Raw genomic sequence first — 14,105 nt, forward strand, 5'->3', positions numbered from 1 at the left:
ATAGTCCGGAATTCTTATGCTAAGAATAGCTTATGTGAACGGTCGGTACGTCCCGCACAGCGATGCCATGGTGCATATCGAGGATCGCGGCTATCAGTTCGCCGATGGAGTCTATGAAGTTTGTGAGGTTCGTCATGGCCTGATCGTCGATCTGACGCGCCATCTCGATCGCCTCAACCGCTCGCTGGGTGAGCTGCGCATCGCCTGGCCCATGGCGCGAGCGGCGCTGATCCTCGTGATTCGCGAGACCTTGCGTCGTAACCACGTCCGCAACGGCCTGTTCTATCTGCAGATCACGCGCGGCGTCGCCCGGCGCGATCATGTCTTTCCGGCCGACGGCACACCGTCTTCGATCGTCGTCACCGCCAAGAGTACCGACCAATCCCTCATCGCCAAGAAGAATGCCAACGGCATCAAGGCGATTACCGTCCGTGACAATCGCTGGGACCGGGTTGATATCAAGTCGGTCGGCCTGTTACCGAACGCGCTGGCCCGTCAGCAGGCCAAGGAGGCCGGTGCGCAGGAGGCGATCTACATCGACCATAACGGCATGGTGAAGGAGGGTGCGGCCACCAACGTCTGGATCGTCGATCACGACGGGAATCTCGTCACGCGCCCGGCCGAGCACGGCATTCTGCGAGGCATCACCCGCACGACCCTGATGGATGTCGCGGCCAAGCTCGGAGTGACGATCGTCGAGCGTTTCTTCTCGGTTGAGGAGATGATGGCGGCGCGCGAAGTGTTTATCACAGCGGCCACAAGCATCTGTTTTCCGGTCGTTTCGATCGATGGGGAAACGATTGCCAACGGCCATCCGGGCAGCATGTCACAGAAAATTCGTGAAGCCTTTTTCGACGTTGCGGAAAAGACTGTGATTTGATACCAACATTCGCTGGGAGGAGAAAATGAGGGTATCTCCTATCCGGGATCTCTGTATATCATGACATTTCACCGACTTAGGTCGGCAAAAAAGAAAGAAGCGGCGCGATGGCGGAACGTTCTCAAAACTTGCAGGACTTATTTCTCAATACTGTTCGCAAGCAAAAGATCTCACTGACAATTTTCTTGATTAACGGCGTGAAGCTGACAGGTGTCGTTACCTCATTCGACAATTTCTGTGTCCTGCTCCGCCGTGATGGCCATTCGCAGCTCGTCTACAAGCATGCGATCTCGACGATCATGCCGGGTCAGCCGATGCAGATGTTCGAGAGCGAAGAAGCCGCATCCTAACTGGGATTTGCCACTATCACGACACGCGATACCAAAAACGATTCCCTCATTCCGGAGTCCGTAAAGCACCGGGATGATATGCGGGCTGTTGTGGTCGTGCCTGTGCTGAAGCAGGCTCGCGCGTCGCGCTCTGCTCAGGCTGACGGCGCCATCTCGGTCTCACGTCCGTCCGAAAGCCGGTTGGAAGAGGCCAAAGGCCTCGCCTTGGCGATCGATCTCGACGTGGTCAACGGTTCCATCGTTCCGATCAACGATCCCAGGCCGGCGACACTGCTTGGCACGGGCAAGATCGAGGAGATCCTCGCGCTGCTCGATGAATTCAATGCCGGACTTGTCATCGTCGATCATCCGCTGACACCGGTGCAGCAGCGCAACCTCGAAAAAGCATGGAACGCCAAGGTCATCGACCGTACCGGCCTCATCCTCGAAATCTTCGGCCGCCGTGCCTCCACCAAGGAAGGCACGCTGCAGGTCGAACTTGCACATCTGAACTATCAGAAGGGCCGACTCGTCCGCAGCTGGACCCACCTTGAACGCCAGCGCGGTGGTGCAGGCTTCATGGGCGGTCCGGGCGAAACCCAGATCGAAGCCGACCGGCGCATGCTGCAGGAGCGGATCATCCGGCTCGAGCGCGAGCTGGAGCAGGTAGTGCGCACCCGCCAGCTTCATCGCGCCAAGCGCCGGAAGGTGCCGCATCCGATCGTCGCTTTGGTCGGTTACACCAATGCCGGCAAGTCGACGCTGTTCAACCGCATCACCGGTGCCGGCGTGCTGGCCGAGGACATGCTGTTTGCGACGCTCGATCCGACGCTGCGCCGCATGAAGCTGCCGCATGGCCGCACCGTAATTCTCTCCGACACTGTCGGCTTCATCTCCGACCTGCCGACCCACCTGGTGGCGGCTTTCCGCGCGACGCTGGAAGAGGTGCTGGAAGCCGATCTGATCCTGCATGTGCGCGATCTCTCGGATGACGACAATCAGGTCCAGAGTGCCGATGTGATGCGGATCCTTGGCGATCTCGGTATCGGCGAGGCCGAAGGCGCCGAGCGCATCCTCGAGGTCTGGAACAAGATCGATCGCCTGGAGCCGGAGGCGCATGATGCCATCGTGCAGAAGGCATCCACCGCCGAAAACGTCATTGCCGTGTCGGCAAAAAGCGGCGAGGGCGTCGATCGCCTGATGGACGAGATCAGCCGCCGCCTTTCCGGCGTGCTGACGGAGGCGACGATCACGCTTCCGGTGGAAAGGTTGGCGCTGCTGCCCTGGCTCTACAATCACGCTATCGTCGATAACCGCGAGGACAATGAGGACGGCACGGTGACGCTCGACGTCCGCCTCACCGAGTCCGAAGCAGTGGAGTTGGAGCGGCGCATGGGTAATGGACCGAAGCCGCAACGCGAGGATTGGGAATAGGCTAGAGCGGTTACGCGTTTCACGGAATCGCCTGACCGCTCTATGCCATTGTTTTTATGCAATTCCGAACGGAAAACCGCTACGCACTTTTCCTGGAATTGTTCTAGGTTACGCCCGTTCCACGCCGCCCAGCTGTCGTTCGATAGCTTTTGCCGCCTGCCAGATCTCTTCCATTCGCTCCAGCGAGGCGCCTTCCAGCGTCTCGCCTTCGGCCGCAAGCGTCGTCTCTATATGATGGAAACGGCGGCGGAACTTGGTGTTCGTGCCGCGCAGGGCCTGTTCCGGATCGGTTTTCACATGCCGGCCGATATTGACGACGGCAAAGATCAGGTCGCCGAGTTCGTCGCTCACCTTGGCCTTGTCACCGCTTGCAAGTGCCGCCCGCAACTCACCGATCTCCTCCTCGATCTTGTCGAGGATCGGTTCCGGCGCCGACCAGTCGAATCCGACATGGGCGGCGCGCTCCTGCAATTTCAGAGCTTCCGTCAGAGCAGGGAAAGTCCGCTGTACTGAGCCCAGGAATCCGGCCTTGAAATCCTCGGTGATGCCGGCTCGGGCGCGGCGTTCGGCGCGCTCGCGCTTCTCTTCCGCCTTGATCCGATCCCATTGCAAAGTGACTGCATCCTCCGTATTGGCATCGGACACTGCGAAGACATGCGGATGGCGGCGGATCATTTTGCGGGTGATGGCATGCACGACATCGCCGAAGGCGAATGCGCCTGCTTCTTCAGCCATGCGGGCGTGGAAGACGACCTGCAGCAGCAGGTCGCCGAGCTCATCGCAGAGATCGTCCATATCCTTGCGCTCGATCGCATCGGCAACCTCAAAGGCTTCCTCGATCGTGTAGGGCTTGATGGTTTCGAAGGTCTGGACGATATCCCAGGGGCAGCCGCTTTCGGGATTTCGTAATGCCGCCATGACTTCGATCAGGCTGCTTATGTCTCGCGACGCTTCCATCGTGGTCTCGGGTCCTGTTGGGATTAATTGAGGGGAATGTCGTTATCGCTCTTGGAAGCCTGATAATTGTCGGACAATCCGGCATAGGCTTGCTTAATGCGCGCCGTCTGTTCCTTCAGCTGTGCCTTTCGGGGTTCCGCTTCCGTCTCGACCAGGTCGGCAATGGCAAAGCTGTTCCAGAAGGCGTTGTGCCTGTTATACCCGCCCGGCTCCAGACCGAAGACCTCCTTGAGGATCTTCAGGTCATGCGGGATCGCGAAGGCGTCTCGGGAATCCTCGTGGCTGAAGAAGTAGTAGTAATTGTCGAAGCCGGCCCAGGTGATCGCCGACATGCACATGGTGCAGGGCTCATGGGTCGACAGGAAGATCAGCTCCTTGGTCGCAGGCTTCTCGCCGAGTTCGTAGAAGCGCTTGAGGGCGTGAACTTCGCCATGCCAGAGCGGATTTTCCAGTTCGTTATTCGTCTCGGCGATCACAAGCGAAAGGTCGGATTTGCGCAGGATGGCCGCGCCGAAAACCTTGTTGCCGGCCGCCACGCCCTTCCGCGTCAGCGGCAGGATATCGTGCTCGACGACGTCGAGAAGGCGGGCTGCAATGGTGTTATCCGACAAGGAGACGCTCCGAAAAATTTCGTCCAGTCTAGCGGGATTGCCGATCCGGCGGAATGCGCAAATGACGTATGGACAGGGTTTGCCACAGGCAATAAAACTACCGCAGGCGCCGATCAATCATAAAAGTCTATAGATTTCCTGTATTTATCGCGAATTTCTCGTCTGGTGAGTTTTGCTCAAATCCCTGTCATGTCGAGCAAAAGAATACGGACTCGCCAAGGCATTAGAATTTCTGTTTCTTCAATCTCTTGGCCGCAAGGGCGATATTCGGCAAATCTCGAAGTGGAATGACGATGCCTCCCAGGACTGAACAGCTTTCGGTGTTTCCCGCCTTCTTCCGCGTGGAAGGAAGGACTGCGTCCGTTTTCGGCAACGGGGACGAAGCTTTCGCCAAGGTCCGGCTTCTGATGAACACCCAGGCGAAGATCGTCGCCTATGCGCAGACGCCCGAGGCCGACTATCATTCCTTCCTGATTGCCAACCGTATCGCGACCGTGCGCGGCGAGTTTTCGGCCGAGCAGGTGAAGGGTGCAACTCTCGTTTTTGCCGCGACCGGCGATGCTGAAGCCGATCGCGCCATTGTCGACGCCGCTCGCGCCGAAAGAATTCCGGCAAACGCTGTCGATCAGCCCGATTACTGCGATTTCTATACGCCGGCGCTTGTCAACCGGGCTCCGGTCGCCGTCGCCATCGGCACGGAAGGTGCCGGTCCGGTGCTGGCACAGATGATCCGCGCGCAGATCGATCAGATACTGTCGCCCTCGATCGGCAAGCTTGCGGAACTGGCAACGCGTTACCGCAAGCCGGTTGACCGCGTCGTTCCGCGCGGCGTCGCACGCCGTGTCTTCTGGCGGCGCTTCTTTTCCGGCTCCGTTGCCGATGCCGTCAATGCCGGTCATGTCAAGCAGGCCGAGCAGGCCGCCGACAGCCTGCTCCAGTCTTCGCGGGAAGTCGAAGGTCGCGTGTGGCTGGTCGGCGCAGGCCCGGGCGCCGAAGACCTGCTGACACTGCGTGCGCAGCGCGTAATGATGGAAGCCGACGTCATCGTCTACGATGCCCTCGTGCCGCAGGCGATCGTCGATATGGGGCGCCGCGATGCCGAGCGCCTGTCCGTCGGCAAGCGCAAGGGCTGCCACACCAAATCGCAGGAAGAGATCAACGACCTGCTGGTGCAGCTTGGCCGCGAAGGCAAGCGCGTCGTGCGGCTGAAATCCGGCGATCCCCTGGTTTATGGCCGCGCCGGCGAGGAAATGGCCGCGTTGCGCGCCGCCGGTATCGGCTACGAGATCGTTCCAGGCATCACCTCTGCCTTTGCCGCGGCCGCCGATTTCGAGCTGCCGCTGACGCTGCGCGGCGTTGCCTCGTCGCTGGTCTTCACGACGGGCCACGATCTTACCGGCGATGTCCTCCCGGACTGGGCGAGCCTCGCCATTTCCGGCGCGACCATCGCCGTCTATATGGGCCGCACGGTTGCTGCCTCCGTTGCTGGCCGCCTGATGGAGGCTGGGCTTCCGGCAGACACCACCGTCGCCGTCATCGAGAATGCGAGCCGCCGCGACCGCCGCCTGATGCACGGCACCTTGAAGGATCTGCCTGACCTCGAGCATCGCGATGAACTGAGCGGTCCGGTCATGGTCATCATCGGCGAGGCCGTCGCCGGTGCGAATTTCGAACAATCCGAGCCGCTGGTCCGCCGTGAGACCGCTGTTCAAGACTATGCGAGGAGCTGATTCATGGTCGACAAGGTTCTGACCGCAAACCGGCTCACCGATGGCGTTGCCGTTTGGCTGAACGCAAATGGTGAGTGGGTGACATCGTTGCAGGAGGCGTTGGTCGCGCGCCATGCCGAAGCGGAAGCGGCACTTGAAGCCATCGGCAAGCAAGCCTATGCAGACAACAAGGTCGTCGACGTCAATCTGATCGATGTTCAGGAAACTGGCGGCAAGCTCTGGCCGCTGCGTCTGCGCGAGCGTATTCGCGCCGAAGGCCCCACCATGGAGTACGCGCCCGGCTATGCCGCCGCCGATCCGGAATTCATTGCAGTCTGAGGAAGTCCCGAGGAAATCATGTATCGTTACGACGAATTTGACCACGCCTTTGTCGCGGAGCGCGTTGCACAGTTCCGCGATCAGGTGGAGCGCCGCCTTGCGGGTGAGCTCTCGGAGGATGCCTTCAAGCCGCTGCGTCTGATGAACGGCGTCTATCTGCAGCTGCATGCCTATATGCTGCGCATAGCCATTCCCTATGGCACGCTGAGCTCGCGGCAGATGCGCATGCTCGCCCATATCGCGCGCACCTATGACCGTGGCTATGGCCACTTCACCACGCGCCAGAACCTGCAGTTCAACTGGCCGAAGCTCTCGGACATGCCCGACGTGCTCGCCGAACTTGCTTCCGTCGAGATGCATGCCATCCAGACCTCGGGCAATTGCATTCGCAACGTCACGGCGGATCATTTCGCTGGCGCCGCGGCTGACGAAGTCGCCGATCCGCGCCCTTATGCAGAAATCCTGCGCCAATGGTCATCCGTGCATCCGGAATTCTCCTTCCTGCCGCGCAAGTTCAAGATCGCCGTCACCGGCGCCGAGCGCGACCGTGCCGCGATCCAGGTGCATGACATCGGTCTGCACCTGAAGAAGAACGACAAGGGCGAAATCGGCTTTGCCGTCTATGTCGGCGGCGGGCAGGGCCGTACCCCGATGGTTGCCAAGTTGATCCGCGACTTCCTGCCGGAAGAGGACCTGCTGTCCTACACGACCGCGATCATGCGCGTCTACAATCTGCACGGCCGCCGCGACAACAAGTACAAGGCGCGCATCAAGATCCTCGTGCACGAGACCGGCGCCGAGGAACTGGCGCGTCAGGTCGAGGTCGAGTTCGACAAGCTTAGGGATACCGAGCTGAAGCTGCCGGAAGCGGACGTTCAGGCGATATCGGCCTACTTCGCCCCGCCGGCACTGCCGGAAAGGGCCGAAGGCTGGGAAAGCCTCGCCCGCTGGAAGAAGACCGATCCGGACTTTGCCCGCTGGGTGCAGCAGAACGTGCAGCCGCACAAGAACCCCGACTACGGCATGGTGACGATTTCGCTGAAGCCGATCGGCGGTATTCCGGGCGATGCCTCGGATGCGCAGATGGATGCGGTGGCCGACATCGCCGAGGAATACGCTTTCGACGAAATCCGCGTCAGCCATGAGCAAAACCTCATCCTGCCGCATGTGGCCTTGGCCGATCTCGAAGCGGTTTATCGCGGTCTGGTCACTGTAGGCCTGGAAACGGCGAATGCCGGCCTGATCACTGATATCATTGCCTGTCCCGGCCTCGACTATTGCGCGCTCGCCAATGCCCGCTCGATCCCGGTTGCGCAGGAGATCTCCACGCGCTTCGGTTCGGCCGAGCGCCAGGCCGAGATCGGTGAGCTGAAGATCAAGATTTCCGGCTGCATCAATGCGTGCGGCCATCACCATGTCGGCCATATCGGCTTGCTGGGCGTCGAGAAGAAGGGTGCGGAACTCTACCAGATCACGCTCGGCGGCTCCGGTGACGAACATACCTCGATCGGCGAGATCATCGGCCGCGGCTTCGAGCCCGACAAGGTGACCGATGCCATCGAGACCATCGTCGACACCTATATCGGCCTGCGCCTCGATCCCACCGAGATTTTCCTCGATGCCTACCGGCGCGTCGGACCGCAGCCCTTCAAGGAAGCGCTTTATGGCTCTTCCGCGGCTGCAGCCGAAGCGGCGTAAGGAGATGACCATGACGAAGATTTGGCGGGAAGCCGGTTTTGTAGAAAACGATCCGTGGGTCATCGAGACCGATGAGGTCAAGGCGAGCGAGAGCCAGAAGCCGCTGCTCAGCCTCGATGCCCTGATCGCCAAGGCTGAAGAGAGCAACGATGTCGGCCTCGGCGTGGTAATCAAGCCGGCCGACGATGTGACGAAGCTGCGGCCCTATCTCGATCGCCTCGCGATCGTTGCAGTTGCCTTTCCGGCCTTCAACGATGGCCGCGCCTTCAGCCATGCCTCGCTGCTTCGCGAGCGCCTTGGCTACACCAATGAGCTGCGCGCCGTTGGCGACGTGCTGATCGACCAGATTCCGTTGATGTTGCGCGTCGGCATCGACAGTTTCGCTGTTACCAATGAGACCGCATTGAAGCGGCTGTCGGAAAACCGGTTGCCGGGCATTCCGCATTATTACCAGCCGACCGCCCGCCCAGCCGAAGCCGGGCAGGCCTATAGCTGGCGGCGATTGCCGGCAAAGTCGGCCTGATGGCCGTATTTGCGCCTATCGATGCATGTAACGTCGGCTGGAAGTAATCTTGACTGAAATATACAAATTTTAGTCGCGTGCGGCCGGACGAAATGGAATACCTTTCAATTCGGGCTATATTGTAATATTAGCCTCGCGCAATGAGCCTGCCAGGAATGACGTGTAAGACGAATACGGGATCCGAGACAGAATGAACGCCCCCGCCAAGACAGATGAATTTGTTTCCGCAGTACCGGCGGGCGTTTTCGCCGAGAAGGTGCTGAGCGTCACGCACTATACCGACCGGCTCTTCCGCTTTACGATGACCAGGCCGCAAGGCTTCCGTTTCCGCTCCGGCGAGTTCGCGATGATCGGCCTCATGGTCGATGGCAAGCCGCTTTATCGTGCCTATTCGATAGCAAGCTCGGCCTGGGCCGACGAGCTCGAGTTCTTTTCGATCAAGGTGCCCGATGGCCCGCTGACATCGCATCTGCAGAATATCAAGCCGGGCGACGAAGTGCTGATGCGCAAGAAGCCGACGGGCACACTGGTTCTCGATGCGCTGACGCCTGGCAAGCGGCTCTACATGTTCTCGACCGGCACGGGCATCGCGCCTTTCGCGAGCCTGATCCGCGATCCCGAAACCTATGAGAAGTTCGAGGAGGTCATCCTCACTCATACCACTCGGGATGTGGCCGAACTCAAATACGGTTTCGATCTGGTCGAAGAAATTCGCAACGATGAACTGCTGAGCGAGGTCGTCGGCGACAAGCTGCGCCACTATGCGACTGTTACCCGCGAGGACTTCCCCTTTACGGGCCGCATCACCGATCTCATCGAGAACGGCAAGCTTTTCGCGGATCTGGGCGTACCCCCGCTCGATATAACGGTTGATCGCGGCATGATCTGCGGTTCATCCGCAATGCTGAAGGATACTAAGGACCTGCTCGAAAAGGCGGGCCTCACGGAAGGCGCCAACAGCAAGCCGGCTGAGTTCGTCATCGAACGCGCCTTCGTCGGCTGAAGCATTTCCAGGAAGAGTGCGTAGCGGTTTTCCGTCCGGAATGCGAAAGGCAAGAGAATGGAGCGTTTTCGCGATTCGAAGAAAGGCGCAAATGCTCTGGATCGATTGCCTGGCATGCAGAGATGGAGGAGTGGTCGCGGCAACGGGACCGCTTTTTTCATAGGCTGCCGAGATAATCGATCAGCGATGCCATAGCCACGCGAGCCTCGTCGGCATCGCCATCGTGAATCGCCTTTATGACGCGAATATGCATCGCAATCGAATGATCGGTGCGATCGGGCGTCGCACCGGAATACCAGAGCCGCCGCGAATGTGTTTGCACCGGTCCGAGAGCGGCCATGATGAAGTTATTCGGGCAGGCGACCTCCAAGATCTCGTCGAATGTCTTGTCTGCCGCGAAGAAGCCGGGCAGGTCGCCCATCACTGCGCAATCCGCCATCAGGCGCGCGCATCCCTGTAGCTGCTCGCGCTGCTGCTCGTCTGCATGAACAGCGGCAAGCGTGGCGGCGATCGGCTCAAGCTCGCGCCTGACCTGCATGACATGCTGATGGTCGTCGGGACGAATCTCCGCGATCTGCAGACCGACGCGCGGCCGCACATGGATCAGCCCCTGCCATGCGAGCTTCTGGATCGCCTCGCGCACCGGCGTCCGCCCATGCCCCGCCATCTCAATCAACTGCTTCTCGGTGACGAGCGCTCCAGGCTTAAGCTCGAGCGTCACGATCTGGTACTCGAGCGCCAGATAGGCGAGGTGGCTAAGCGAGTTCCGCATGCAAGACGTCCGACCGAACAGATATGGCGCACAGTGTCACCTCGCGCCGTCGAAGGCAACCAATTGTGATATATCAGTGCCGGCGGCTGGCGTCACGGGTCGCGCCGGCTCGCCGAATTAAGGCGGAGAGGCAGGCGCCATCGCATCAGTGTTCGATGGCCGAGGACAAGGTTGGCGGCTTCCGCTTGGCGGCCATCAGCAGGTCCAGCTCGGTGGCCGATGGGCCGAACTTATAGAAGAGGCGCTTCGCCTCCTCGTCGTCGAGGCGATATTTCCGTGCAAATTCAGCGATGCTGTAGGGGCGACCGCGTATGACCTTGCGGGCTGGCGTCCGATTGGCGTCTTCCGTCATCCTTCCAACCTCCTTTTCGGTTCCACTTTGCTAGATAGCGTCGCGGATGGAGTTGGAAAGGTCTTTGGCGTGCGTTGCGCCAGCAGAATGCAACAAAAAAGGGAAGGCGGAATCCCGTCTTCCCTCTTTCTCCGTCCCTATTCGGGCGGGTTCCGCCCGGATACGCCGCTATCTCCTGATCAATCGACCGATGAAGATCAGGATGCAGGCGCCGATGAAGCCCGTAATCAGGTAATTCAGCCATAGATGGAAAGGCAGCTGGATACCGAGCACGCCAAATAACCAGCTGGCGACGAGTGCGCCGATAATGCCGAGAATGATGTTCATGATGATGCCTGTGTTGCTTTTCATGATCATCTCGGCGAACCAGCCTGCTAGGCCGCCAATGATAATTGCTGCAATCCAACCGACGTGTGCATCTTCCATAAAAAGAACCTCCTGAGGACCCGACGGGTTGTTAACAATGTCTGATATACACGAAAAACGATTCGCCCCCCAACAATTGCGAACGGCAAACTGCTGGATCCCTTGAGCGCAACCCTGATTATTAGGGGTAATTGTTACGATTGTTCCGGTGTGTTGGAGCTGATTCTCCGACATTACGGCCTCTTCATCGCTTCGAATCCAAGCTTTGGCATGCCGTCCGGGTAATCCGGTCGGCGAAACGCAGCGTTTTGACCGCCTAGAGATGAGGAAAAGCGCCTTGCGGGTGCCACAGCCTCGATTTTATGGGTTGACCGCAATAGGGCGTCTGCATATGTTCCGCGCACTTCCAGCCGGGGTGAAAAAACGCCCGCGGAGAGGGAGAGCGTAGCTCAGCTGGTAGAGCAACTGACTTTTAATCAGTAGGTCATGGGTTCGAGCCCCATCGCTCTCACCATAGTCTTTTCAAACTTAAGTTGAATCTCATTAATTTGAGACAACGCCGTTTGTCGCGCGGTTGGCGCGAATGTCCGCTTGATTTTCGCGATGCCGCCGGCCTCAGCGGACAAAAAGCGCGCCCGACGGCGGGCTTTGCGCTTCCGCGCCGCCGGACGCTGCGGAAACGGTGCAGAGGTGACCGTTTCCGCCGTCTCCGGTGCCGGGCGGGTCGCCGGGGACGGGTGGAGGTGTCCGGTTGTCTTTGCAGATTCCGGTTCCATTCTTTTCCGGATATACGGTGCGGTCTCACGGATAGTTTCAGTGCGCCCGAATTATTTTTGTGAAAACTAATTTAGTTTAATGGCGCTCGCTCAAGAGCGCGACGCGCGTCGGCAGCGTGCCAGTTTTCTGGAACCTAATCGAGTCACTCGTGTTTCCCACTGAGACAATAGGAGAGATACGATGGCAGACGAAGAATCCCATGATCCGCGTCGCGGAAAGGAAAATACGCAGGCGCTCGCGAAGATACAGCACAGCAAGGCGCATGGCGTAAAACAGGAGGCGGACGCGGACGAAAAGGCGCCGCTGGTTGCCGATCCCCGCAACAGGCTTGCGGACGGCAAAATCGATCCGGCGACGAAAGAGCTCAAGCCGAAGGAGAAGTAGGCTCGAGGGATCGGGGAATTTAGTTCCGCATATTACGAATGCAGCAGCTTTGGCGGCACCGCCTCCTTGCCGTCATTCATGGCGATGGCGATGATCGCCAGGAGAACATATTCGCGTTTCCAGCCGGATTTCAAGGCCGCGGCAAGAAGGCTCTCGATGGAAGGTTCAAGGGCGAAAAGACAGGCGGCCAGATATCTCGCCTGCGACGCTTCTTCCGAAGGGGGAGGATTTATGGCTGCTTTCAATTTCCTGCTCCGTCCATTTATTCGATCGAACAGGGATGAGTTGTAATTTCAGCAGGTTTCCCAGGTTTTGCTCCTTTATTGCGAAACGTTGCTGTCGTAGCCGGAGTGCGATCATTCGTAATCTCCGGGATGCCGGCAGACATAGCCGTTCGCAACGATCCTGTCTGAGAGGTAGAAAACAGACGTCGGTGGCAACGGAGCTGTGTGCGATGACCATGAAAAGGGCACCACTCTTCCGGAATAGCCAGGGAACGATAAACTTCCCCAAACGTGTGGCCCTTCAAAGCCATACGCGCGCATTTTCATCCGGAATATCTGACAGGAGCGACTGACGCGTCGCAGCGATCAACCTTACCGTCATTTCAACGGCAAGGTTGATCATTGAGAGAGAAGAACCTCGGATGCTATGCCGCCTTGCCGCCGTTCTTCTTGCAGTCGCTGCGGAACTTGGCGCGTGCCTTTCCATGCAGGCCCTTGGCGTCGGCCTGAGCCGAGCATGCTTTGGAAACGGACGTTTGAGCAGGCTTCATCGCCTTTGGCTTGACCGTGCTGGTCGTCGACTTCATCGCAGGTGTCGACGTCGTGGCACTGGGGGTCGTCGTTGTTGTGCTGGGTGTCGCCGTTTGTGCCATGGCGCTTACGCTGAAGAGGGCGGCAAAGGCTGCAGTCGTGAACATGGTAGCAATTCGCATGGGGCTTTTCCTCCGCTAACTAACTTGGGTGGAATGTACGTTGTTCGACGAACGTTGACAGCTTGAACCAATATTTAAGCAAAAGCAATTTGTTCGTTGGGCTGCTCTGCGGCTGTTGGTCGCGCCTTTTGCCCGCCTGTCTCGGGCGGCAAGATGTGCGTTCCGGTTGCTTCACTATAAAGGTTTTGCAGCCGTCGCCCTCGAAAAGGTGATTGGCTTTCAGGCTTTCGCGAAGCTAGGAAGATGGGGAAATGACATAGCCGGAGTCCATCGTGTCGCTTGCCGATATCTCGCTTCTCAGTGCCTTGATCGCCGGGGCGCTTTCGTTCCTTTCGCCTTGCGTGCTGCCGCTCGTGCCGCCCTATCTCTGCTACATGGCCGGGATTTCGGTCGAGCAGTTTCGCGGCGGTGGAGCAGCTGTCGCCGCAGGGCCGAGCGTCCGCGGCAATGTGCTGATGTCGGCGCTGTTCTTTACGCTGGGGTTCGCCACCGTATTCGTCGCGCTCGGCGCCGGTGCTTCGTCGATCGGCCTGCTGCTGCGCCAGCATCTCGATGTTCTTTCGAAGATCGGCGGTTTGATTATCGTCATCATGGGCTTGAATTTCCTCGGTGTTTTCCGCATCGGCCTTCTTGCTCGCGAGGCGCGTTTCCACGGCAGCGGCAAGCCGGCGACGTTGACGGGCGCCTATATCATGGGCCTTGCCTTCGCCTTCGGCTGGACGCCCTGCATCGGCCCGGTTCTCGGCGCCATCCTCGGCATCGCCGCCTCTCGTGAGACGGTTGGTGCGGGCGCTGGTCTGCTCGCGGTCTATTCGCTGGGGCTTGCCATTCCGTTCTGGATCGCCGCCGGCTTTTCCGGCGCTTTCATGAGCTTTCTGTCTCGCTTCCGCCGTCATCTTGGCACGGTCGAGAAGATCATGGGCGGACTTCTGGTGCTGACCGGGCTCGCCTTCATATTCGGCTATATCAGCGACATGGCGATCTGGTTTCAGCAGACCTTTCCAATCCTGATGAAAATCGGCTAAGTCGGGCGA

At 59.2% G+C, this 14,105-nt stretch carries 17 protein-coding genes and 1 tRNA gene; 11 read left to right on the forward strand and 7 right to left on the reverse strand.

Annotated features, from left to right (window positions below; genetic code table 11):
• Positions 1-16: 16 nt before the first annotated feature.
• The 3 genes from GA0061101_RS13185 to hflX all read left to right on the forward strand — a co-directional run bounded on the left by GA0061101_RS13185 (position 17) and on the right by hflX (position 2,643).
• On the forward strand, positions 17-880 hold the full coding sequence (locus GA0061101_RS13185; protein ID WP_092573707.1) for a D-amino-acid transaminase: 864 nt from the start codon (positions 17-19) through the stop codon (positions 878-880).
• A 107-nt stretch (positions 881-987) separates the two neighbouring features.
• Positions 988-1,230 (forward strand): RNA chaperone Hfq, encoded by a 243-nt coding sequence (hfq, locus tag GA0061101_RS13190; protein WP_003539403.1) that lies wholly within the window; start codon positions 988-990, stop codon positions 1,228-1,230.
• A 78-nt stretch (positions 1,231-1,308) separates the two neighbouring features.
• Complete coding sequence (gene hflX / locus GA0061101_RS13195) at positions 1,309-2,643, forward strand: GTPase HflX (RefSeq protein ID WP_037201999.1); 1,335 nt, start codon at positions 1,309-1,311, stop codon at positions 2,641-2,643.
• A gap of 108 nt (positions 2,644-2,751) precedes the next feature.
• Here the strand turns inward: hflX and mazG are convergent, their stop codons facing one another.
• Both mazG and GA0061101_RS13205 read right to left on the reverse strand, forming a co-directional pair.
• Positions 2,752-3,600, reverse strand: coding sequence for a nucleoside triphosphate pyrophosphohydrolase (gene mazG / locus GA0061101_RS13200; protein WP_092573708.1), 849 nt, complete (start codon positions 3,598-3,600; stop codon positions 2,752-2,754).
• 23 nt (positions 3,601-3,623) lie between these two features.
• Positions 3,624-4,211, reverse strand: coding sequence for a deaminase (locus GA0061101_RS13205; RefSeq protein WP_047557685.1), 588 nt, complete (start codon positions 4,209-4,211; stop codon positions 3,624-3,626).
• A 287-nt stretch (positions 4,212-4,498) separates the two neighbouring features.
• Here GA0061101_RS13205 and cysG point away from each other — a divergent pair, with 287 nt between their 5' ends.
• The 5 genes from cysG (at position 4,499) to GA0061101_RS13230 (ending at position 9,483) form a co-directional block, all read left to right on the forward strand.
• Complete coding sequence (gene cysG / locus GA0061101_RS13210; RefSeq protein WP_245297474.1) at positions 4,499-5,941, forward strand: siroheme synthase CysG; 1,443 nt, start codon at positions 4,499-4,501, stop codon at positions 5,939-5,941.
• A 3-nt stretch (positions 5,942-5,944) separates the two neighbouring features.
• On the forward strand, positions 5,945-6,259 hold the full coding sequence (locus GA0061101_RS13215) for a DUF2849 domain-containing protein (protein WP_034505099.1): 315 nt from the start codon (positions 5,945-5,947) through the stop codon (positions 6,257-6,259).
• A gap of 18 nt (positions 6,260-6,277) precedes the next feature.
• Complete coding sequence (locus GA0061101_RS13220) at positions 6,278-7,957, forward strand: nitrite/sulfite reductase (RefSeq protein WP_092573709.1); 1,680 nt, start codon at positions 6,278-6,280, stop codon at positions 7,955-7,957.
• 10 nt (positions 7,958-7,967) lie between these two features.
• Complete coding sequence (locus GA0061101_RS13225) at positions 7,968-8,480, forward strand: DUF934 domain-containing protein (protein WP_037202808.1); 513 nt, start codon at positions 7,968-7,970, stop codon at positions 8,478-8,480.
• A gap of 190 nt (positions 8,481-8,670) precedes the next feature.
• Entirely contained in the window at positions 8,671-9,483 is an 813-nt protein-coding gene (locus GA0061101_RS13230; protein WP_092573710.1) for a ferredoxin--NADP reductase, read from the forward strand.
• Positions 9,484-9,640: 157 nt separating this feature from the next.
• On the opposite strand, the gene GA0061101_RS13235 is transcribed toward GA0061101_RS13230, so the two are convergent.
• From GA0061101_RS13235 to GA0061101_RS13245, 3 genes are all read right to left on the reverse strand, one after another.
• Positions 9,641-10,255, reverse strand: coding sequence for a GntR family transcriptional regulator (locus GA0061101_RS13235; RefSeq protein ID WP_092573711.1), 615 nt, complete (start codon positions 10,253-10,255; stop codon positions 9,641-9,643).
• 145 nt (positions 10,256-10,400) lie between these two features.
• The gene (locus tag GA0061101_RS13240; protein ID WP_034505093.1) at positions 10,401-10,607 is read right to left on the reverse strand and encodes a hypothetical protein; all 207 of its coding nucleotides are present in this window, start codon (positions 10,605-10,607) and stop codon (positions 10,401-10,403) included.
• A 168-nt stretch (positions 10,608-10,775) separates the two neighbouring features.
• Entirely contained in the window at positions 10,776-11,033 is a 258-nt protein-coding gene (locus GA0061101_RS13245; RefSeq protein ID WP_037202013.1) for a GlsB/YeaQ/YmgE family stress response membrane protein, read from the reverse strand.
• Positions 11,034-11,411: 378 nt separating this feature from the next.
• Between GA0061101_RS13245 and GA0061101_RS13250 the strand changes: the two genes are divergently transcribed.
• Both GA0061101_RS13250 and GA0061101_RS13255 read left to right on the forward strand, forming a co-directional pair.
• Positions 11,412-11,487 (forward strand) — tRNA-Lys (locus GA0061101_RS13250).
• 443 nt (positions 11,488-11,930) lie between these two features.
• Positions 11,931-12,134, forward strand: a complete 204-nt coding sequence (locus GA0061101_RS13255) for a hypothetical protein (RefSeq protein ID WP_092573712.1) — start codon at positions 11,931-11,933, stop codon at positions 12,132-12,134.
• Between the two features lie 32 nt (positions 12,135-12,166).
• Here GA0061101_RS13255 and GA0061101_RS13260 read toward each other — a convergent pair whose 3' ends face one another.
• Entirely contained in the window at positions 12,167-12,379 is a 213-nt protein-coding gene (locus GA0061101_RS13260; protein ID WP_092573713.1) for a hypothetical protein, read from the reverse strand.
• Positions 12,380-12,783: 404 nt separating this feature from the next.
• Entirely contained in the window at positions 12,784-13,071 is a 288-nt protein-coding gene (locus tag GA0061101_RS13265) for a PsiF family protein (RefSeq protein ID WP_037202021.1), read from the reverse strand.
• A 272-nt stretch (positions 13,072-13,343) separates the two neighbouring features.
• Here GA0061101_RS13265 and GA0061101_RS13270 point away from each other — a divergent pair, with 272 nt between their 5' ends.
• Positions 13,344-14,096 carry a cytochrome c biogenesis CcdA family protein gene (locus GA0061101_RS13270; protein ID WP_047557667.1) on the forward strand — a complete coding sequence of 251 codons (753 nt, stop codon included), beginning with the start codon at positions 13,344-13,346 and terminating at the stop codon, positions 14,094-14,096.
• Positions 14,097-14,105: the final 9 nt, after the last annotated feature.

Origin of the sequence: Martinezella lusitana, from assembly GCF_900094565.1 — a bacterium.
Taxonomy (GTDB): domain Bacteria; phylum Pseudomonadota; class Alphaproteobacteria; order Rhizobiales; family Rhizobiaceae; genus Rhizobium; species Rhizobium lusitanum.